We start from the raw sequence: 18,032 nt of genomic DNA on the forward strand, positions 1-18,032 counted from the left end.
GAGGCCGCATCATGGCTCTGATCGAGACCAATTCTCTTCCTGTTCCGGCAGAAGGCGGACACGTCTCCGGGTTCGTCTCGGACATCAAGAGCTTCTGGAAGCGCTTCTTCGTCACCGCCTTCAACCCGTACCGGCCCGAGCTGCACTACATGCGCGGCCCCGGCCCGGCCTGGCGCGCCAAGCACGGCATGGATGCGCCGTTCCGCCTGAAGCAACGCGACCTCTGAACCGTCTCTCCTATCGGATTTTTGAAGATGCGAACGGCTTGCGCGCCGGCGTGATTGCGCGCAACCATGGCCCGGTTCCGACGAGGGCGCCCTCGCCTGGCGTCGTCACCTCTCGCCATGGATGAATGCTGATGACGCGGCTGCGCTGTGCAATTCTCGACGACTATTTCAACATCGCCCTCGACGTCGCCGACTGGCCGAAACTGTCGGACCGCATCGACGTCACCGTGTTCAGCCATCCCTTCGCCTCCGAGCAGGCCGCGGCCGCCGCGCTGGCCGACTTCGATATCGTCTGCGCGATGCGCGAGCGGACCGCGTTTCCCAAGAGCCTGTTCGACAAGCTGCCGAAGCTGAAGCTGCTCCTGACCTCCGGCATGCGCAACGCCTCGATCGACATGGAGGCCGCCAAGGCGCGCGGCATCGCCGTTGGCGGCACGCAATATTCGCGCGATCCGACCGCCCCGCTGGCCATGGGCCTGATCCTCGAGCTGACCCGCGGCATCGGCCGCGAGAATGCGCGCATGCATGCGGGCGAGCCGTGGCAGACCTTTGCCGGCGTCGAGATCGAGGGGCTGACGCTCGGCATCGTCGGGCTCGGCAAGCTCGGCAGCAAGATGGCGGGCATCGCCAAAGCATTCGGCATGAACGTGATCGCCTGGAGCCCGAACCTCACGCCGGAGAAGTGCAAGGACGCCGGCGTCGGCTATGCCACCAAGGAGGAGCTGTTCGCCAGGGCCGACATCGTCACCATCCACGTGGTGCTGAGCGAGCGCTCGCGTGGGCTGGTGGGCCGCGCCGATCTCGCGCGGATGAAGCCGACCGCCTTCCTCGTCAACACAGCACGCGGGCCGATCGTGGACGAGCAGGCGCTGCTGGAGACCTTGCAGAAAAGGAAGATCGCAGGCGCCGGCATCGACGTCTATTCGGTCGAGCCGCTGCCGGTCGACCATCCCTTCCGCAAGCTCGACAATCTCGTGCTGACGCCGCATCTCGGCTACGCGACCGAGGACGGCTTGCGCATCCATTACGGCCAGATGGTCGAGGCGATCGACGCCTTCACCAGGGGCAGCGAGCTGCCGCGCAAGCTGGCCTGAGGGAGCCGCCTCACGCCGCAGAGCGGTGGGCTCCTGACATCTTTGCGAGTTCGGCGAATCCCTGGCGCCACGACGGGTGCGCCGGCTGCCATCCGAGCTCGCGCCTCGCCTTGGCATTGGACGCGCCGCGCACTTGCGTCATCATCGCCACCATGTGTTCGCCGGCGAGCAGCCTGCCGAGCCAGGCCGGAACATGAAACGGCGGCCCGGCACCCAGCAGCTCCGCCAGCGCCGGCAGCCACTCCCGGACTGGCGCCGGATCGTCGTCGACGATGTTATAGACGCTGCCCGGAAGGCCGCGCTCGATCGCCGCCACCGTGGCGGAGGCAGCATCCTCGGTGTTGATGAACGACCAGACGCCGCCACCGTCGCCGATGAGCGGCACCCGTCGGCGCCAGAGCTGATCGAGCATCGCGGGCGACAAGGTGCCGGTCTCGGCGCCATAAAAGAACCCGTAGCGCAGGACGATCCCCTCCGGGGCTGCCGACGCCTTGACCGTCCGCTCGAGATACTGGATCGCCTCGAGCGTGCGGCGCAGCTCCTCAGGCGGATGCGGATCGAGCTCATCCGTCTCGGTCTTGTCCGCTCCTCCGGAGCGGCTGAACGTCCAGCCACAGAAGCTTTGCGCAACGAAGCGCCGCGCGCCGGCTTCGCGCGCGGCCGCCAGCAGGATGTCGGTGCCGCGCGTGCGCAGCTCGTTGGTCCTGGCAAATGCGCGATCAAAATGCCGAAGGTCGGTCGCTGTCGCGAGGTCGGTCATCTCGTGGATCACCACCTCGGGACGTGCCGACATCACGGCTGCGCGCAGACCTGTCGCATCCAAACCATCGGCGACGATCGGTTCCGCGCCCATCCGCCTGAGGATATCGGCTTTCGCTGGATTTCGCGTGGAACCGACAACTTCGTGCCCTTTGCCGACCAACATGGGAACGAGGTGACGTCCCACGGCACCGGTCGCGCCCGCAACAAAGATCCGCATCGCGCGCTCCTCGAATTCGTTGCAACCACCCCGGCAGGTAGTCGACGCAGGCGAGGATTCAACGGGGCGAATGCAGACTCGCCGGACAGGCAGGGACCAAACGAAAGCGGCGCGTGGGCCGAAGCACACGCGCCGCTCGTCAGTCGGATAATTGTCGGCCGGTTCAGCGCACGGTGACCGGCGCGGGCAGCGGCGGCACCACGGTCGGCTGGGTGCCCGGCACCGGACCCGCCTGGGCGGACATTGGAGCCGGCGCGGCGGCACCGGTCGTCGGCGCGGCGGAAGCGGTCGCCGTTCCCGGCGCAGGGCCACCCGGCAACACCACCACACGGGTGCCGACCTTGACGCGATCGAACAGGTCGGAGACGTCCTCGTTCAGCATGCCGATGCAGCCCGACGAGACGAACTTGCCGATCGTCGAGGGCTGGTTGGTGCCGTGGATGCGGTAGACGGTCGAGCCGAGATACATCGCGCGGGCGCCGAGCGGATTGCCGGGGCCGCCGGCCATGAAGCGCGGCAGATAGGGCTGACGCTCGATCATCTCGGTCGGCGGATGCCAATCCGGCCATTCGGCCTTGCGGGTGATCTTCTGCACGCCGGTCCAGGTGAAGCCGTCGCGGCCGACGCGGACGCCGTAGCGGATCGCGCGGCCATTGCCGAGCACGTAATAGAGGTAGGTGTTCGGGGTATCGACCACGAGGGTGCCGGCGGGCTCCTTGGTCTGGAACGAGACCTCCTGGCGGCGCAGGTTCTGCGGCAACTGCGCCGGGGCAGCGTCGGGCTGCTCCTCGGGCGGCAGCGAAGCAATCGTCATCGGCCGGCCATCGGCGCCGACGGGCGGCTGGCCGGACTGGACCGTTCCGGTCGCGGGGGGACCACCGACCGCCTCCGGCGGACGCAAGCCGTCATTGGCGGGCGCCTGGGCCGGACGGTCGGCATAGATCACCGGCGGCGGGCCGGCGGGCCGGCCATAGCGGGGATCGTCGGGCGACATCACGGGACCCTGCGGCGCAGCCGAATAAACGGGGCTGCCAGCGGGACGCCCGTAGCGGGGATCATCCGGCGACATCACCGGGCCCTGCGGCGGGGCGGCCGAATAGACCGGGGGAGCGCCGGCCGGGCGGCCATAGCGCGGATCGTCGGCCGGGCCGGGCGGCGGCAACGCAGCTTGCGGCATCGCGTCGTCGTCATCTTCCAGCGCGTCGAAATTCGGCGTGCGGTCGCCGGGCCGATATTCAGCCGGGGCGCCATAGCCCGGCGCCTGCTGGACCGGATAGCTCTGAGCGTGTGCGAGCGAGGTTCCCGCCGCAGCGACTGTCGCGGCAGCGCATATCGTCAGAAAATGTTTGATCATCATCGCTCTTTTATAGACCCCGGGCCCGTCCGGACCGTTAACGGCCAGATGACCGAAGATAGCGGCACATTCAAGACATATCGGGCCTATTTGCGCCGGATTTGCCGATTTGTGATCCGCAAGACTACCGTTGCTCCGTTGCATCACGGGTTGGAAATCGCATGGCGCCGTCAATTGCCGGACTTATCGGCCCGAATTTGGCGGAACGGCGTGGAAGCGTTGGGCTATGGTCGAATCAGCCTGATTCGCCACCGCTTTGAGCTCCGATTCCCGCGTGGCGAACGCGGCAACAGTACCGTCACCGCGTTCAGATGGCTCTTGGGCCCTGGCTACCAGGCCGGGGCGGAAATTCGTAACCCGTCCGATGCTTCCCGGCTTTCGCTTCCTGTTTGCCGCGATCCTGCTGTCAGCCTCCATCCTGGTGTTCGGCCTAGGGGCCGCCGCGCTGCTGCGGGCGACCCACGAGCAGTATGTCACCAACCCGTCCTGGCGGAACGGCCCGCAGGAAAAGGTGTTCGCGCAGGCTCCCGAGCCGGCTCAGCCGGTGCTCGCGGTTTTGCGCGCCGAGCCGGAGGCGGTCGCCGCGCCCGCACCGTCGCTGCGCGACCAGGTGCCGACCATCGGATTGCCGGCGAACGAGCCCGAGCAGGTGGCCGCGCTCTCGACCGAAACCGACCTGCAGCCACAGGACGCCACGCCCCCGGCTGAAGCCTCGGCCACTGAGCCGGCGGCAACCGAGACGACCACGGCAGCCGCAGCGCCAGCGCCCACCGACACGCTCACCCCGGCCGACACCACGGCCTCGATCGTCGAGGCGAAGCCCGTTGCGACCACCAGCGAGCCGGCGCCGGTTGATCCCAGTGCCGCCCTCGCCTCCTCGGCGCTCGATGCCGCCGCGGCCAAGCTGGCCGCGCTGAACGATCCCGCGACCACGGCCACGAAGGATCCGCCGGCGAAGGCCAAGACGGACATCAAGGCTGAGATCAAGACGGACACCAAGGCTGACGGCAGCGCCTCGGACAGCAAGGCGACGAAGCGCAAGGCCATGGCGAAGAAGCGGCACCGCGTGGCGCGACGTCCGCCGCCTCAGCAGTTGCAGCAGCAGCTCGATCCATTCGGGCAACAGCAGCAGATGCTCACCGCCACGACGCGCACGCGTTGATCCTACTTCGCCTCGCCCCGCTTGCCGCAGGGCAATCGCATATGGGCATTTTGCGCGACCTGAGCGCGCGCCTCGTCCTTCGAGACGACCGCTTCGCGGTCTCCTCAGGATGAGGCTAAGCAGCATCGGTGCTCGTTGAAACGACAGCCGCGCACTCAATCCTCATCCTGAGGGCCCGCCAACGGCGGGCGTCTCGAAGGATGGCCACAGGCGAAATCGCTCCCATATGCGATTGCTCTGCCCGCAGGCGGGAGAGGGAGCGCACCGTCACCGTGGCGAAGGGCTTACGCCGGCCCGGTCGCGATCGGCGGGCCTTTTTCCTGGCCCCATTCCGACCATGAGCCGTCATAGAGCGCGGTGTCGGTGATGCCGAGGCGATAGAGTGCGAGCGTCAGCACGCCGGCCGACACGCCCGAGCCGCAGCTCGTCACGATCGGCGCATCGAGCTTGACGCCGGCGCCGGTGAAGGCAGCGCGCAGATCATCGAGCGGCTTCATGGTGCCGGTCGCCGCATCGAACAAGAGATTGTAGGGCACGTTGCGCGCGCCGGGGATGTGGCCGGAACGGATGCCCGGCCGCGGCTCCGGCGCGCGGCCCTCGAAGCGGTCGGCGGCGCGTGCGTCGATCACCTGCTCGGCCCGGCTTTCGACATTGGCGATCAGCTGCTGCATGCTGCGCACGCGCTTTGGATCGTAGCTCGCCTTGAACGTTGCAGGCTTCGGCTTCGCTTCGCCGGTCTCGACCGGTCGCCCTTCGGCGCGCCACTTCTTCAGGCCGCCATTGAGGATGCGCACATTGCTGTGGCCGTAGGACAGGAACATCCACCATGCGCGCGGCGCGGCGACCCAGCCGCCGGCGTCATAGATCACGACGGTGTCGGCATTGGAGATGCCGAGATTGCCGACGTCGCGGCCGAACTGCTCGGCGCTCGGAAACATGTGCGGCAGCGGATTGGAATGGTCCGACACCGCATCGACGTCGAAGAACACGGCGCCGGGCAGATGCGCGGCGAGATAATCGTCCTTCGGCAGCGGCAGCACGCCGGGGAGCTTGAAGCTGGCGTCGAGGATCTTGACGTTGGCGTCATTGATGTGGGCGGCGAGCCATTCGGTGGAGACGAGGGGGTCGGTGGCGGAGGTCATGCGATTTCTTTCTTGTCATTCCGGGGCACACGTAGCGCGGGCGAGATTGAGGGGGCGCGCGTCAAACTTCACTGTCATCGCCCGGCTTGACCGGGCGATCCAGTACTCCGAGGCGGTTGTGATTCAACCGAGAGGCCGCGGCGTACTGGATTCCCCGCCTTCGCGGGGAATGACACCGGAGATTGGCGCGACAGTGAAGCCCCTTACCCCTTCTTCTTCGGCTCCCACTGCTCCGTCGGTCCACCGGCATCGCGCCAGGCGGCGTAGCCGCCGGCGATGTGGGCGACGGGCTTGAGGCCCATGTCCTGCGCGGTCTTGGCCGCGAGCGCGGAGCGCAGGCCGCCGGCGCAGTGGAAGACGAACTTCTTGTCCTCCTGGAAGATCGGTTTTGCGTAGGGGCTCTGCGGATCGATCCAGAATTCGAGCATGCCGCGCGTGCAGGCGAACGCGCCGGGGATGCGGCCGTCACGCTCGATCTCGCGGGGGTCGCGGATGTCGACGATGACGACGTCGCCATTCTTGGAGATCTCGATGGCCTCCTTGGCGTTGAGCGTCTCGATCTCGGCATTGGCCTCGTCGATCAGCGCCTTGATGCCGCGGGTGATGGTCTGGGGCATATGGTTCTCCCTTCTCGTTGTCATTCCGGGGCACGCGCAGCGCGAGCTATGATGCGCAATTGCGCATCTGAGAATCCATTTGTCTAGACGCGCTGCCGCCCGATGGATTCCGGGTTCGCGCTATGCGCGCCCCGGAATGACAACAAAGCTAGTGCGTCAATTCCTTCATCGCACCTTCCAGCCCCTCGATCGTGATCGGGTACATGCGGTTGGCGAAGATGCGTTTGATGATCGTGGTCGATTCCGAATAGTCCCAGTGCTTCTGCTGCACCGGGTTCAGCCACACCGTGTGCGGATAGGTGCGGATGATGCGGTCGAGCCAGACCGAGCCGGGCTCCTCGTTGACGTGCTCGACCGAGCCGCCCGGCACCATGATCTCGTAAGGCGACATCGAGGCGTCGCCGACGAACACGACCTTGTAGTCGTGCGGATATTTGTGCAGCACGTCCCAGGTCGGCGTGCGGTCGGTGAAGCGGCGCTTGTTCTGCTTCCACACGCCTTCATAGAGGCAGTTGTGGAAGTAGAAATACTCCATGTGCTTGAACTCGCTCTTCGCCGCCGAGAACAGCTCCTCGACCTGCTCGATATGCGCGTCCATCGAGCCGCCGATGTCGAAGAACACCAGCAGCTTCACCGCATTGCGCCGCTCCGGGCGCATGTGGACGTCGAGATAGCCGTGATTGGCGGTCTCGCGGATCGTGGTGTCGAGATCGAGCTCATCCGGCGCGCCGGTGCGCGCGAACTTGCGCAGGCGCCGCAGCGCCACCTTGATGTTGCGGATGCCGAGCTCGACATTGCCGTCGAGATCCTTGAACTCACGCTTGTCCCACACCTTCACGGCGCGGTTGTTGCGGTTCTTCTCCTGGCCGATGCGGACGCCTTCGGGATTGTAGCCGTGGGCGCCGAACGGCGAGGTGCCGGCGGTGCCGATCCACTTGCTGCCGCCCTGATGCCGGCCCTTCTGCTCCTCGAGGCGCTTCTTCAGCGTCTCCATGAGCTTGTCCCAGCCCATGGCCTCGATCTGCTTCTTCTCTTCTTCCGTCAGGTATTTTTCGGCGAGCTTCTTCAGCCATTCCTCGGGGATCTCCGCCGTCTCCATGGCGTCGAGCAGGCTCTCGAGCCCCTTGAACACCGTGCCGAAGACGCGATCGAACTTGTCGAGGTTGCGCTCGTCCTTCACCAGCGAGGCGCGCGACAGATAGTAGAAATTCTCGACCGTGTAGTCCGCGAGGTCGGCGTCGAGCGCCTCCATCAGCGTGAGGTATTCGCGCAGCGTCACGGGGACCTGCGCGTCGCGCAGAGAGGTGAAGAATTGCAGGAACATGGGTGACAGATTGCCCGTCGGGGGACGAACGTCAAGGGGCGGAGGCCACTGCTCTGCGCTGGACCGGGAGGCTTTTTGCTCTAGAATTGATGGCCTCAAGGGGTTGTATTGGGGACGTTTGCAATGGGAATTCTCGCAGCGCTCATCATCGGAGCGATCGCCGGCTGGCTCGCGGGCAAGATTGTCCATGGGGCGGGATTTGGGCTGATCGGCAACATCGTCGTCGGCATCATCGGCGCATTGGTGGCGAGCTGGGTGCTGCCCCAGCTGCACATCGCGCTCGCCACCGGCACGCTCGGCGCCATCGTGGACGCCACGATCGGCGCGGTGATTGTGCTGGTCATCCTTTCGCTGATAAAACGGGTCTGAAAGCCTGACCGAACCAGGAACGGCCGCCGCGAGCGGCCGTTCCCTTGTCGCGACCGGGGCGAAAGCCTCGCGCCGACGATACCTCAAGGACCCGCAATGAAATTTACCGGCACCAAGGACTATGTTGCGACCGACGATCTCAAGGTCGCCGTCAATGCCTCGATCGTGCTGGAGCGTCCGCTCCTGGTGAAGGGCGAGCCCGGCACCGGCAAGACGGTGCTGGCGGAGGAAGTGGCGAAGGCGCTGAACGCGCCGCTGCTGACCTGGCACATCAAGTCCACCACCAAGGCGCAGCAGGGCCTCTACGAATACGACGCGGTGTCGCGCCTGCGCGACAGCCAGCTCGGCGATGCGCGCGTGTCCGACATCAGGAACTACATCAAGCGCGGCAAGCTGTGGGAGGCCTTCACCAGCGAGCAGCGCCCTGTGCTCTTGATCGACGAGATCGACAAGGCCGACATCGAATTCCCGAACGACCTCCTGCTCGAGCTCGACCGCATGGAATTCCATGTCTACGAGACCGGCGAGACGATCAAGGCCAAGCAGCGCCCGATCATGATGATCACCTCCAACAACGAGAAGGAGCTGCCGGACGCCTTCCTGCGCCGCTGCTTCTTCCACTACATCAAGTTCCCCGACGCCGACACGATGGTCCGCATCGTCGACGTCCACTTTCCCGGCATCAAGAAGCGCCTCGTCGAGGAAGCCTTGCGCATCTTCTTCGAGGTGCGCGAGGTGCCCGGCCTGAAGAAGAAGCCGTCGACGTCGGAGCTTCTGGACTGGCTCAAGCTGCTGCTCAACGAGGACATGAGCGCCGAGCAGCTGCGCGAGCGCGACCCGCGAAAACTGATCCCCCCGCTGCACGGCGCGCTGCTCAAGAACGAGCAGGACGTGCACCTGTTCGAGCGGCTGGCGTTTTTGAGCCGAAGGGAAGTGTAAGGGCGCACTGCAAGCTCCGTCATCCTGAGGTGCGAGTGGCGCGATGCACAGCATCGCGCCGGGAGCCTCGAAGGATGAACGGCCGAGATGCAGCCGGGCCGTCGCCCTTCGAGGGCCGCTGAAGAAGCGGCCGCCTCAAGGTGACGGGGAAAGATAGGTGCTCGCTGTCTCAACAGCGTCATTGCGAGCGCAGCGAAGCAATCCAGAGTCTTTTCGCGGAGGAATTCTGGATTGCTTCGCTGCGCTCGCAATGACGGAGCAAGGAGCGTCGGCGTCGCTTTCTGACTCACATTTTGTCTTGGAGACATGGCTTCGCATCCTCGCGGCGCATCTCGCCCGAGCGGAGCGCAGCGCAGCGAAATCCAGGGAGTGGCGTGCCGACTGATCCAATCATGCCGGATCACGCTGCGCTCCATCCGGCTACGGGGCTGCCCCCATCCCGGCCGCGCGGCATTGGAGCAGTTCAATTCGATCGCGCGAAGATCAGTACTTCGCGACGAGTGGGCCACCCCAACGGTAGTTCAGGCGTACCAGGCCGATGTCGACGTCCTGGCCAATACGGGCGCTTCCTGCAAAGGTGCCCGCCGGACCGCCCACGATTCCGGTTGAGAAGAAGTCCACGTCCCGATGGCCCATGAACAGGTGGTCGTATTCGACACCGACAGACCAGTTCGGAGCGAAACCAAATTCAAGGCCCGCCCCTACGGTGCCGCCCCAGCGGGTTTCGCGGCCATCATTGAGCGTCGACCCCGTCGCAAAATCGAAAACCCGGTATTTGTCGCGGACGACCGCAGCGCCGCCCTTCACGTAGAGCAGCACGTTATTCCAGGCATAGCCAACCTGGCCCGTGAACAGGCCGAACGCATCGATCTTGGTTTCATCCTGGACGCCGTCGAAGGCGAGGTTGGCGTTGGAGCCCTTGAAATCGGCCCAGTTGCCCTGTGCCTCGACGCCGAACACCCAGTTCGCCGTCTGCCAGCGATAGCCGATCTGGCCGCCGACCGTGCCCCCAGTCGCGTTGTGGCACCCCATGGGAACGGGCGGAGCGACGACCGCGCCACCGAGATTGACCGCGTCCCAGCACTTGTGGGCGGAGCCTCCGCCACCATTGATGCCGATGTAGACGCCGCTCCAATCATAGATCGGGGCGACCATCGGAGGCGGCGCCTTGGTGTAAGGGCGAGCCGCCAGATCAGCAGCGGAGGCAGGTGCAGCGAGCCCGATGAGGGCAGCGGCCCCCAGCAATATCTTCTTCATTGTGTCGACCCCGAATCAATCTACTGCGGAGCCCCCACATGCAACCTATCATTGTTTTCTGAATAATATGTCACCTGAGCGCCACACTCCGCTGAAACCAGAGAGTTCTTCAGCCTGACGTTTATTACAGGGAGCGGCACGGGTCGGGGGAAACCCGTGGGGTGGGTTCAGCGTCAGCGTAGCTCACCACTGCAAAGAGGTGAGTTACGCTTCCGCCCCACTCTTCGAGCTACGGCGGGCAAGTCGCGGCTAACGCACCCTACTCGTCCTCACGCCACCGCCGCATCCGGAATGCGCGCGGCTTCCATCGGCTGCTTGCCGCGGATCAGATCCGAGGCGCGGTCGGCGATCATCATGGTGGAGGCGTTGAGGTTTGCCGAGATCATGCGCGGCATGACCGAGGCGTCGATGACGCGCAGGCCTTCGAGGCCGTGGACGCGGAGCTGGTCGTCGACCACCGCCCAGGTGCTATCCGCCGGGCCCATGCGGCAGGTGCAGCCGGGGTGGAAGGTGGTGGTGCCGCGCTCGGTGGCGGCGTGCAGGAATTCGTCGTCGGTGTTGACGTTGGGGCCGGGGAAATCCTCGTAGGCGTAATAGGGCGACAGCGGCGCGGACTTCAAAAGGCGGCGCGCGAGCTTCATGCCGCCGACGATGACACGGCGGTCGAGCTCGGCGTCGAGATAGTTGGTCTGGATGATCGGCGGTGCGAAGGGATCGCTTGAGCGGATGTGGACATAGCCACGGCTCTCCGGGCGCTGCTGCCAGGAGGCAACGGTCATGCCGGGCTCGTCCTCGAGCTGGCCCTGCACGCCTTCCTTGTAGCTCGCCGGGGTGAAGGTGAGTTGCAGGTCGGAGCTCTCCGCGCTTTCGCCGGAGTGCCAGAAGCAATAGACCATGGTCGGCGACAGCGAGAGCAGGCCGCGGCGCGCGGTCGCCCATTTCAGCGCCTCGATCCACAACGAGAAGCCGCGGCGAAGCTCGTTGATGGTCTTGATGTCCTTGACGCGCGCCACGGTACGCGGGGCGTAGTGGTCCTGAAGACCCTCGCCGACCGGCAACGCGTGACGCACCGTGATGCCGTGCTGCTGCAACAGGTCTGGCGAGCCGACGCCCGAGAGCTGCAAGAGCTGCGGCGAATTATAGGTGCCGCCGGACAGAATCACTTCCTTGTTGGCACGCACCTCCACCGGCGTACCGCCACGGCCGCCCTTGGTGTAGCGCACGCCGACGGCGCGCTTGCCCTCGAAAATGATCTCGGTCGCGTGCGCATGCGTGTGCACATGCACGTTCGGCCGCTTCATCGCCGGCTTGAGGAAGGCGGTCGAACCGGAGACGCGCAGGCCGTTGTTGATGGTGCGCTGGCAGTAGGAGACGCCTTCCTGAGTCTTGCCGTTGTAATCGGGGTTGCGGGGAATGCCGAGCGAGACCGCGCCTTCCATGAAGGCCTCGCAGAGCGGATCGCGCCAGTCCATCGTCGTCACGATGAGGTTGCCCTCGCGGCCACGATAGGTGTCCTCACCCTCGCCGACCCGCTTCTCCAGCCGCCGGAAGTAGGGCAGCACGTCGGCATAGCCCCAGCCGCGATTGCCCATCTGCGCCCAGGTGTCGAAATCCATGCGCTGGCCGCGATTGTAGATGTGGCCGTTGATCGAGGACGAGCCGCCGAGCGTCTTGCCGCGCGGCGCATAGATGCTGCGCCCACCGGTCCAGGGCCCCGGCTCCTGCTGATAGGCCCAGTTGATGCTCTTCATGTGGAAGGTCTTGATGAAGCCCGCCGGCAGATGGATGTAGGGATGCCAATCACTGGGCCCGGCCTCGAGCACGCAGACGCTGGTGTTGGGATCTTCGCTCAGCCGGCTGGCGAGCACGCAACCGGCGGAGCCCGCGCCGACGATCACATAATCAAATCTGTCCATGTTGCCTCGGCCGCCCTCAGCGCGGCTTGTCGTTGAGTTGAAATTCGAGATGCGCCTGCACCGTCGGCCATTCGGCGGCGGTGATGCTGTAGACCACGGTGTCGCGCAGCGTGCCGTTCGGCGCGACCTGGTGGCTGCGCAAAATGCCGTCCTGCTTGGCCCCGAGGCGCTCGATGGCGCGGCGGCTCTGGTGATTGAAGAAATGCGTGCGGAATTCGACCGCGATGCAGTTCAGCGTCTCGAAGGCATGCCGGAGCAGCAGCAGCTTGCACTGCGTGTTGAGTGGGCCGCGCTGCGCGCTCTTGCCATACCAGGTCGAGCCGATCTCGACGCGGCGGTTGGCGGCATCGATGTTCATGTAGGTCGTCATGCCGACGATGTTGCCGCCGGCATCGAACACCGTGAACGGCAGCATCGAGCCTGCGGCTTGCAAGGCCAGGCGGCGGTCGATCTCCTTGCCCATGTTCTCCGGCAGCGGGATTGCGGTGTACCAGAGCTTCGACAGCTCGCCGTCCTTCACGGCCTCCACCAGCCCCTCGCGATGCTGAGGCGACAGCGGCTCGAGACGGGCGTGCTGTCCGCGCAGGGTGATGGGATCGGGCCAGGGCATTGAAGGTCTCTCCTTACGTCATTCCGGGATGGTCCGAAGGACCAGACCCGGAATCTCGAGATTCCGGGTTCGATGCTTCGCATCGCCCCGGAATGACGATCGCGCAAGCGCAATCGTCACTTGTTCAAAAAGTTCAACGGCAAACCGCCGCGCGGCCAGTCCATGGCGATCAGCTCGCCCTTGCCGGACAGCGTGATGTAGGCGGTCTTCAGTTCTGGGCCGCCGAAGGCGATGTTGGTGGTGACGCGGTCGCCGGTCGGCACCTGCTCGACCAGGGTGCCGTCGGGCGCGATCACCGAGATGCAGCCGGAGACGAGCGTGGCGACGCAGACATTGCCGTTCGCCTCCACCGCGAGCGAATCGAACATCTGGTAGCCGCCAAGCCCGCAGATCGGGTTGCCCCGCTCGCCGCGATAGATCACCTCGCGCGGCTTGAGCGTGCCGGGCGCGGAGAGTTCATAGGCCCACAGCCGTCCCGTCGGGGTCTCCGCGATGTAGACCGTGTTCTCGTCCGGTGAAAGGCCGATGCCGTTCGCCGGCAGCACGCCGTGCACGATCTCGACGATCTCCTTCATGCCGGGCTTGAGATAGTACATGCCGCCGACGTCCATCTCCCGCGCGCGGCGCTTGCCGAGATCGGAGAACCAGAGGCCGCCGTGCCTGTCGAAGACGAGGTCGTTCGGCCCGCGCAGATCGTGCTCGCCGCATTTGGTCACGACGGTCTCGACCTTGCCGGATTGCAGATCGACGCGCTGGATCGAGCCGCCCAGATAACCGTCCGGCTGCGGGCCCGGCATGATCATCTTGCCGGTCGGAATCCAGGAGAAGCCGCCATTGTTGCAGATGTAGATCTTGCCGTCGGGTCCGAGGGCGGCGCCATTCGGCCCGCCCGGAATTTTGGCGACGACCTCCTTGCGGCCATCGGGATGAACGCGGGTCAGGCGCTGGCCGCGGATTTCCACCAGCACCACCGAGCCGTCCGGCATCACAACCGGCCCTTCGGGAAATTCGAGGTCGGTGGCGATAACGCGGACGTTGGACATTTTGGGACCCTCCCGGCTGCTTGTTATGGCTTGCACGGGATGTCCGGCGCGGGCCCCGCAGGCAAGATTGCCAGCGGTTATGACAAAGTCGCCTCCGCTTGCCAAGCAAGCGGGATGGTATGCCAGCCTTGCGCGCTACTCCTTCACCGGCACCCAGATCTCGAAGCCGCCATTGCCGGTAGAGGGATCAAAGTTCTGATCGTAGCGCTCGAAGTTCGGCGCATCCGCGGCTTTCAGGCCGGAGGCCGGCAACCACTGATTCCAGATCGTGTTGACGGTGCGGCGGATCGAGGCGACGTGCTCGGTGTGGGTGAACACCGCGTAGCGCTGCTCCGGGATGCGGATGCGACCGAGGCGCCGCGGCAGGTCGGAGAAATCGGCGACCTCGACGCCGGCGATGTAGTCGAAATTGCCGGCATCGTCACCGTTGCAGCAGACGCCGTAAGCGACTTGAGATTTTCCCTGGCCGACGCGCGCGGGAATGTCGGCGACTTCCTGGTGGAAGCGCTGCCACAGCCCCGGAATGGCGGCGCCGTTGTCGCAGGAGACGCGCTCGGCGGGACCGGCGACGAGGAAGGCCTTTGCGGTTTCGAAACGCGGGGGCTTGAGGTTGTCGAGCATGGTGGAATCCATGAGGATCGGTTCCTGTAGCCTGAGATGACCAGTGCATGTCGCGGCCCGGACCGCTTCGGGCGTGGTGCCGAACTGGTCGCGGAACGCGCGGGTGAATGCTTCGTGCGAGCCGTAATCCGCCTCCAGCGCCAGCGACAGAATATCCGGCGCGCCCTTCGCCAGACTGCGCGCCGCCTCCGTCAGCCGCCGCGCGCGCACGTAGCGCATCACCGGAAGTCCGGTAGCCGCGGCGAACGCGCGCACGAGGTGGAACCGCGACACGCCCGAGATCGCGGCGATCTCGTCGAGCGTCATCGGCTCGGCCAGATGGCTCTCGATATACCAAAGCGCGCGCTGGGCTGGGTTCATGACGGTTCGAGCTCTCGTTCGAAGCCTGGCGATGATGCGCCGATGACCGCCGCTTCGCTTGATCGGCATTGCTGTCCTCGCATGAGGATAGTCCGGGAATAGCCGCTGGCAACGCCCTCGCCTTCGTGGCTACACTCGCCGAAACCGCTCACGAGAAGGCAGGAGGAACCGCGTCATGAAGATCACCGATGTGCGGGCACACCATATCCGCATCCCCTATGATGCCGGTGTTGCGAGCTTCCGCCAGGGCGCCTCCGCGATCACCGCGCTCGACATGGTGCTGGTCGAGGTCACGACCGATGCCGGGCTGACCGGCTGGGGCGATGCCTTCGCCTATGTCTGCCCGCGCACCACGCGCAGCGCCGTCGAGGAGATGATCGCGCCGCAGGCCCGCGGACTTCAGGTTCCCGGCGCGGACGGCATTCCAGCGGTCATGGAGCAGATCCAGCGCAATCTGCATCTGTTCGGCCGATACGGCATCACCATGTTCGCGATCTCCGGGCTCGACATCGCGCTGTGGGATCTTGCCGCGAAGGTCGAAGGCGTGCCGGTGCATCGCCTGCTCGGCGAGGTCAGGCGCATGGCCATCCCCGCCTATGCGAGCCTGCTGCGGATCGGCTCGCCCGACAACATCGCCGCCGAATGCAAGAAGGCGCTCGCGCTCGGCTACGGCGCGATCAAGCTGCACGAGACCACGGCGCCGGCGGTGTTTGCCGCGCGCGGGGCGATCGGCCCCGGCATTCCGCTGATGGTCGACATGAACTGCCCGCTGACCGGCGAGCAGGCGATCGCGTTCGCGAAGACATGTCAGGATGCGCAGCCGATGTTCCTGGAGGAGCCGGTCTGGCCGCCGGAGGATTTTGCCGCGCTCGCCGACGTCCGCAGCAACGGCGGGCTGAATGTCGCCGCCGGCGAGAATGCCTGCACGGAATATCAATTCCGCCAGATGATGAACGCAGGCGCGGTGAGCCACGCCCAGCCGTCGGTGATCAAGGTCGGCGGCATCACGGAGTTTCTGAAGGTCGCGGCGCTCGCCGATCGGCTCGGCGTCAAGATCGTGCCGCACTCCCCCTATTTCGGCCCCGGCCTGCTGGCGACGCTGCATCTGCTGGCGCTGCGCGACGACGGGCTGGTCGAGATGTTCTACCTGAAGCGCGACGCATGCCTCTGGGGCGGCCGTGCCGATGTCGACGCCACCGGCCATGTCGCGGTGCCAACGGGCGAAGGGCTCGGCTATGAGCCGGATCGCGGCGTGATGGAGCGATACCGCGTCACGTGACCGCTGCGCCTATTTCGTATCCTTCGGCGGCGGTGCGTCCTGCTTCTTCTTCAGATCGTCAGCCATCTTCGCCTGCGCGGCCTGGAGATCGCCGAGCGCCTTCTGCAAGCCGGCCACGCCGGTCCTCAGCGCGTCGATCTGACGATTGGCGGCGTCCAGCTTCTGCTGATGATCGAGCGTGAGCTTGGTGATGGTCTTCTGAAGGAAATCGATATTGCTCTGAAGACAGCTCGTGCGCCGCTCCATCGTCTTCTCGACAGTGCAGATCTCGATGCCGGGCACGTCCTGCGCGTGGACCGGCGCAATCGCCAGTGTGGCGAGCAGCAACATCGCGAAACAAACGCCGGCGCTTCGAAGCGGCATGCAGGTTCCTCGTCGATTGATCACGGCAATGTGCGCTGTTTGGGCGGAGCCGCGTGAAGCTACCACACTCGTACCGCATTCTGGCGTTGAGCTTGCGCCGTTCCCTGGACGGGGAACGATGATCTGCACGCGAGGGGAAAGTGGGCGCTCCTTCCGCGGCTTTGTTTAGGGGAGATTTTTGGAATGGCAACGCGCGAAAGACGACTGGCAGAATTCGATGGCGCCGGAGAACCACCGCCTGGCCTGCCACTCGAAGTGCTGTGCGAGGATCACAGCGGAACGTATCAGCTGCCATTCGCCTGCCGCTACGTCGAGGGACGCTGGCAAAACCACGAAGCCGGCATTGCGGTTGAAGCGACCGTCATTGGCTGGCGCCTGCCGCGGGTGAAGCACTCGGGCGTGGCCTGAAGGCAGCTTCTGTTCCAAAATGCAACGGGGCCGCGCTCCGCCTTAACCTTCGGAACGCGGCCCGAACGAATCGCGTCCGAATCAGCCGTGAGGCCTCGTACGCACCTGTTCACGGCTAGATGTCGGTGCGAGCCTGCTATCGCGCACAATATCTGTGCGGCACGCGGTTCGGCGTCCGCCCGTCGGGGTCGCCAAAGGTTAATTGCGGCAATGGCATAGAGGTCGGCCAGGACACGGACGACCTTCGCCCCCGAAACAGGCAGGGCAACGCGGGGCCTGCCTAATATTCGACCTCGAGCTCCTCGATCTCGGCCGGCTCGTCCTTCGCCGCCGCGATCCATTCCTGCATCTCGGGCATGGCCATGATGGTATCGGCGTAGGTCTTCAGGCGGGGCTCGAGCTTGACGTCGTAGGTCACGAAGCGCGTCACCACGGGGGCGTACATTGCATCCGCCATGGTGCGCCGCTCGCCGAACAGGAAGGGGCCGCCGGATTTCTCCAGGCAGTCGCGCCAGATGAACCAGACGCGATCGATGTCGGCCTGCGCGCGCGACCAGATCTTGAAGCCGGGGAAATGTCCCTTGAGGTTGACCGGCAGCGAGGCGCGCAGCGTGGTGAAGCCGGAATGGATTTCGCCGCAGATCGAGCGGCAATGGGCGCGCTGGATGCGGTCAGTCGGCAACAGCCCGGCGTCCGGCATCACCTCGTTGAGATATTCGGCGATCGCCAGCGTATCCCAGACCACGGCACCGTCGTGGCGCAGGCACGGCACCAGGATCGAGGACGACAGCAGCAGGATCTCCGCGCGCGCGGAAGGATCGTCCGGTGCGGTCACGATCTCCTCGAAATCGAGCCCGGAAAATTTCGTCAGCAGCCAGCCACGCAGCGACCAGGACGAGTAGTTCTTGCTGCTGATGGTCAGTGTCGCCTTCGCCATGTGGCCCTTCCCTCGCGCCCACTACCGACAC

The 18,032-nt window shown here is 65.5% G+C and carries 19 protein-coding genes; 7 read left to right on the forward strand and 12 right to left on the reverse strand.

Going from position 1 to position 18,032, the window contains the following annotated elements:
• Positions 1-11: 11 nt before the first annotated feature.
• On the forward strand, positions 12-227 hold the full coding sequence (locus tag GPL20_RS02815) for a hypothetical protein (protein WP_157327537.1): 216 nt from the start codon (positions 12-14) through the stop codon (positions 225-227).
• Positions 228-358: 131 nt separating this feature from the next.
• Positions 359-1,321 carry a D-2-hydroxyacid dehydrogenase family protein gene (locus GPL20_RS02820; protein WP_157327539.1) on the forward strand — a complete coding sequence of 321 codons (963 nt, stop codon included), beginning with the start codon at positions 359-361 and terminating at the stop codon, positions 1,319-1,321.
• A gap of 10 nt (positions 1,322-1,331) precedes the next feature.
• Here the strand turns inward: GPL20_RS02820 and GPL20_RS02825 are convergent, their stop codons facing one another.
• Positions 1,332-2,429, reverse strand: a complete 1,098-nt coding sequence (locus tag GPL20_RS02825) for an NAD-dependent epimerase/dehydratase family protein (protein ID WP_254126163.1) — start codon at positions 2,427-2,429, stop codon at positions 1,332-1,334.
• Between the two features lie 34 nt (positions 2,430-2,463).
• Positions 2,464-3,654, reverse strand: a complete 1,191-nt coding sequence (locus tag GPL20_RS02830; protein ID WP_167532863.1) for a L,D-transpeptidase — start codon at positions 3,652-3,654, stop codon at positions 2,464-2,466.
• Positions 3,655-4,018: 364 nt separating this feature from the next.
• Here GPL20_RS02830 and GPL20_RS02835 point away from each other — a divergent pair, with 364 nt between their 5' ends.
• Positions 4,019-4,816 (forward strand): hypothetical protein, encoded by a 798-nt coding sequence (locus GPL20_RS02835; RefSeq protein ID WP_157327545.1) that lies wholly within the window; start codon positions 4,019-4,021, stop codon positions 4,814-4,816.
• 284 nt (positions 4,817-5,100) lie between these two features.
• On the opposite strand, the gene sseA is transcribed toward GPL20_RS02835, so the two are convergent.
• From sseA to GPL20_RS02850, 3 genes are all read right to left on the reverse strand, one after another.
• Complete coding sequence (sseA, locus tag GPL20_RS02840; RefSeq protein ID WP_157327547.1) at positions 5,101-5,958, reverse strand: 3-mercaptopyruvate sulfurtransferase; 858 nt, start codon at positions 5,956-5,958, stop codon at positions 5,101-5,103.
• A 203-nt stretch (positions 5,959-6,161) separates the two neighbouring features.
• Positions 6,162-6,575 carry a rhodanese-like domain-containing protein gene (locus tag GPL20_RS02845; protein ID WP_157327549.1) on the reverse strand — a complete coding sequence of 138 codons (414 nt, stop codon included), beginning with the start codon at positions 6,573-6,575 and terminating at the stop codon, positions 6,162-6,164.
• 148 nt (positions 6,576-6,723) lie between these two features.
• Entirely contained in the window at positions 6,724-7,899 is a 1,176-nt protein-coding gene (locus GPL20_RS02850; protein ID WP_157327551.1) for a vWA domain-containing protein, read from the reverse strand.
• A 123-nt stretch (positions 7,900-8,022) separates the two neighbouring features.
• On the opposite strand from GPL20_RS02850, the gene GPL20_RS02855 reads away from it, so the two are divergent.
• Together GPL20_RS02855 and GPL20_RS02860 are read left to right on the forward strand one after the other, a co-directional pair.
• Positions 8,023-8,268: a GlsB/YeaQ/YmgE family stress response membrane protein gene (locus GPL20_RS02855; RefSeq protein WP_018641029.1), complete on the forward strand. Its 246-nt coding sequence runs from the start codon at positions 8,023-8,025 to the stop codon at positions 8,266-8,268.
• Positions 8,269-8,364: 96 nt separating this feature from the next.
• Positions 8,365-9,207 (forward strand): AAA family ATPase, encoded by an 843-nt coding sequence (locus GPL20_RS02860; RefSeq protein WP_157327553.1) that lies wholly within the window; start codon positions 8,365-8,367, stop codon positions 9,205-9,207.
• A gap of 483 nt (positions 9,208-9,690) precedes the next feature.
• Here the strand turns inward: GPL20_RS02860 and GPL20_RS02865 are convergent, their stop codons facing one another.
• The 5 genes from GPL20_RS02865 to GPL20_RS02890 all read right to left on the reverse strand — a co-directional run bounded on the left by GPL20_RS02865 (position 9,691) and on the right by GPL20_RS02890 (position 15,014).
• Complete coding sequence (locus GPL20_RS02865; protein WP_167532864.1) at positions 9,691-10,464, reverse strand: outer membrane protein; 774 nt, start codon at positions 10,462-10,464, stop codon at positions 9,691-9,693.
• 269 nt (positions 10,465-10,733) lie between these two features.
• Positions 10,734-12,380: a GMC family oxidoreductase gene (locus GPL20_RS02870; protein ID WP_157327555.1), complete on the reverse strand. Its 1,647-nt coding sequence runs from the start codon at positions 12,378-12,380 to the stop codon at positions 10,734-10,736.
• Between the two features lie 16 nt (positions 12,381-12,396).
• Complete coding sequence (locus GPL20_RS02875) at positions 12,397-12,990, reverse strand: GNAT family N-acetyltransferase (protein ID WP_157327557.1); 594 nt, start codon at positions 12,988-12,990, stop codon at positions 12,397-12,399.
• Between the two features lie 116 nt (positions 12,991-13,106).
• A complete protein-coding gene (locus GPL20_RS02885; RefSeq protein WP_157327561.1) occupies positions 13,107-14,033 on the reverse strand; it encodes an SMP-30/gluconolactonase/LRE family protein in 927 nt (308 codons plus the stop codon).
• A gap of 135 nt (positions 14,034-14,168) precedes the next feature.
• Complete coding sequence (locus GPL20_RS02890; RefSeq protein ID WP_157327563.1) at positions 14,169-15,014, reverse strand: AraC family transcriptional regulator; 846 nt, start codon at positions 15,012-15,014, stop codon at positions 14,169-14,171.
• A 175-nt stretch (positions 15,015-15,189) separates the two neighbouring features.
• Here GPL20_RS02890 and GPL20_RS02895 point away from each other — a divergent pair, with 175 nt between their 5' ends.
• Positions 15,190-16,293: a mandelate racemase/muconate lactonizing enzyme family protein gene (locus GPL20_RS02895; protein ID WP_157327565.1), complete on the forward strand. Its 1,104-nt coding sequence runs from the start codon at positions 15,190-15,192 to the stop codon at positions 16,291-16,293.
• Positions 16,294-16,302: 9 nt separating this feature from the next.
• On the opposite strand, the gene GPL20_RS02900 is transcribed toward GPL20_RS02895, so the two are convergent.
• On the reverse strand, positions 16,303-16,656 hold the full coding sequence (locus tag GPL20_RS02900; RefSeq protein WP_157327567.1) for a coiled-coil domain-containing protein: 354 nt from the start codon (positions 16,654-16,656) through the stop codon (positions 16,303-16,305).
• 183 nt (positions 16,657-16,839) lie between these two features.
• Between GPL20_RS02900 and GPL20_RS02905 the strand changes: the two genes are divergently transcribed.
• The gene (locus GPL20_RS02905) at positions 16,840-17,064 is read left to right on the forward strand and encodes a hypothetical protein (RefSeq protein WP_157327569.1); all 225 of its coding nucleotides are present in this window, start codon (positions 16,840-16,842) and stop codon (positions 17,062-17,064) included.
• A gap of 280 nt (positions 17,065-17,344) precedes the next feature.
• Here GPL20_RS02905 and GPL20_RS02910 read toward each other — a convergent pair whose 3' ends face one another.
• A complete protein-coding gene (locus GPL20_RS02910; RefSeq protein ID WP_157327571.1) occupies positions 17,345-18,001 on the reverse strand; it encodes a glutathione S-transferase family protein in 657 nt (218 codons plus the stop codon).
• Positions 18,002-18,032 lie beyond the last annotated feature (31 nt).

Source organism: Bradyrhizobium cajani (assembly GCF_009759665.1).
Taxonomy (GTDB): Bacteria; Pseudomonadota; Alphaproteobacteria; order Rhizobiales; family Xanthobacteraceae; genus Bradyrhizobium; species Bradyrhizobium cajani.

Bases quoted from the DNA above. Each gene is read 5' to 3' on its own strand.
- GPL20_RS02815 (WP_157327537.1), top strand. From the start codon at position 12: ATGGCTCTGATCGAGACCAATTCTCTTCCTGTTCCGGCAGAAGGCGGA.
- GPL20_RS02820 (WP_157327539.1), top strand. From the start codon at position 359: ATGACGCGGCTGCGCTGTGCAATTCTCGACGACTATTTCAACATCGCC.
- GPL20_RS02830 (WP_167532863.1), bottom strand. From the start codon at position 3,654: ATGATCAAACATTTTCTGACGATATGCGCTGCCGCGACAGTCGCTGCG.
- GPL20_RS02835 (WP_157327545.1), top strand. From the start codon at position 4,019: ATGCTTCCCGGCTTTCGCTTCCTGTTTGCCGCGATCCTGCTGTCAGCC.
- sseA (WP_157327547.1), bottom strand. From the start codon at position 5,958: ATGACCTCCGCCACCGACCCCCTCGTCTCCACCGAATGGCTCGCCGCC.
- GPL20_RS02845 (WP_157327549.1), bottom strand. From the start codon at position 6,575: ATGCCCCAGACCATCACCCGCGGCATCAAGGCGCTGATCGACGAGGCC.
- GPL20_RS02850 (WP_157327551.1), bottom strand. From the start codon at position 7,899: ATGTTCCTGCAATTCTTCACCTCTCTGCGCGACGCGCAGGTCCCCGTG.
- GPL20_RS02855 (WP_018641029.1), top strand. From the start codon at position 8,023: ATGGGAATTCTCGCAGCGCTCATCATCGGAGCGATCGCCGGCTGGCTC.
- GPL20_RS02860 (WP_157327553.1), top strand. From the start codon at position 8,365: ATGAAATTTACCGGCACCAAGGACTATGTTGCGACCGACGATCTCAAG.
- GPL20_RS02865 (WP_167532864.1), bottom strand. From the start codon at position 10,464: ATGAAGAAGATATTGCTGGGGGCCGCTGCCCTCATCGGGCTCGCTGCA.
- GPL20_RS02870 (WP_157327555.1), bottom strand. From the start codon at position 12,380: ATGGACAGATTTGATTATGTGATCGTCGGCGCGGGCTCCGCCGGTTGC.
- GPL20_RS02875 (WP_157327557.1), bottom strand. From the start codon at position 12,990: ATGCCCTGGCCCGATCCCATCACCCTGCGCGGACAGCACGCCCGTCTC.
- GPL20_RS02885 (WP_157327561.1), bottom strand. From the start codon at position 14,033: ATGTCCAACGTCCGCGTTATCGCCACCGACCTCGAATTTCCCGAAGGG.
- GPL20_RS02890 (WP_157327563.1), bottom strand. From the start codon at position 15,014: ATGAACCCAGCCCAGCGCGCGCTTTGGTATATCGAGAGCCATCTGGCC.
- GPL20_RS02895 (WP_157327565.1), top strand. From the start codon at position 15,190: ATGAAGATCACCGATGTGCGGGCACACCATATCCGCATCCCCTATGAT.
- GPL20_RS02900 (WP_157327567.1), bottom strand. From the start codon at position 16,656: ATGCCGCTTCGAAGCGCCGGCGTTTGTTTCGCGATGTTGCTGCTCGCC.
- GPL20_RS02905 (WP_157327569.1), top strand. From the start codon at position 16,840: ATGGCAACGCGCGAAAGACGACTGGCAGAATTCGATGGCGCCGGAGAA.
- GPL20_RS02910 (WP_157327571.1), bottom strand. From the start codon at position 18,001: ATGGCGAAGGCGACACTGACCATCAGCAGCAAGAACTACTCGTCCTGG.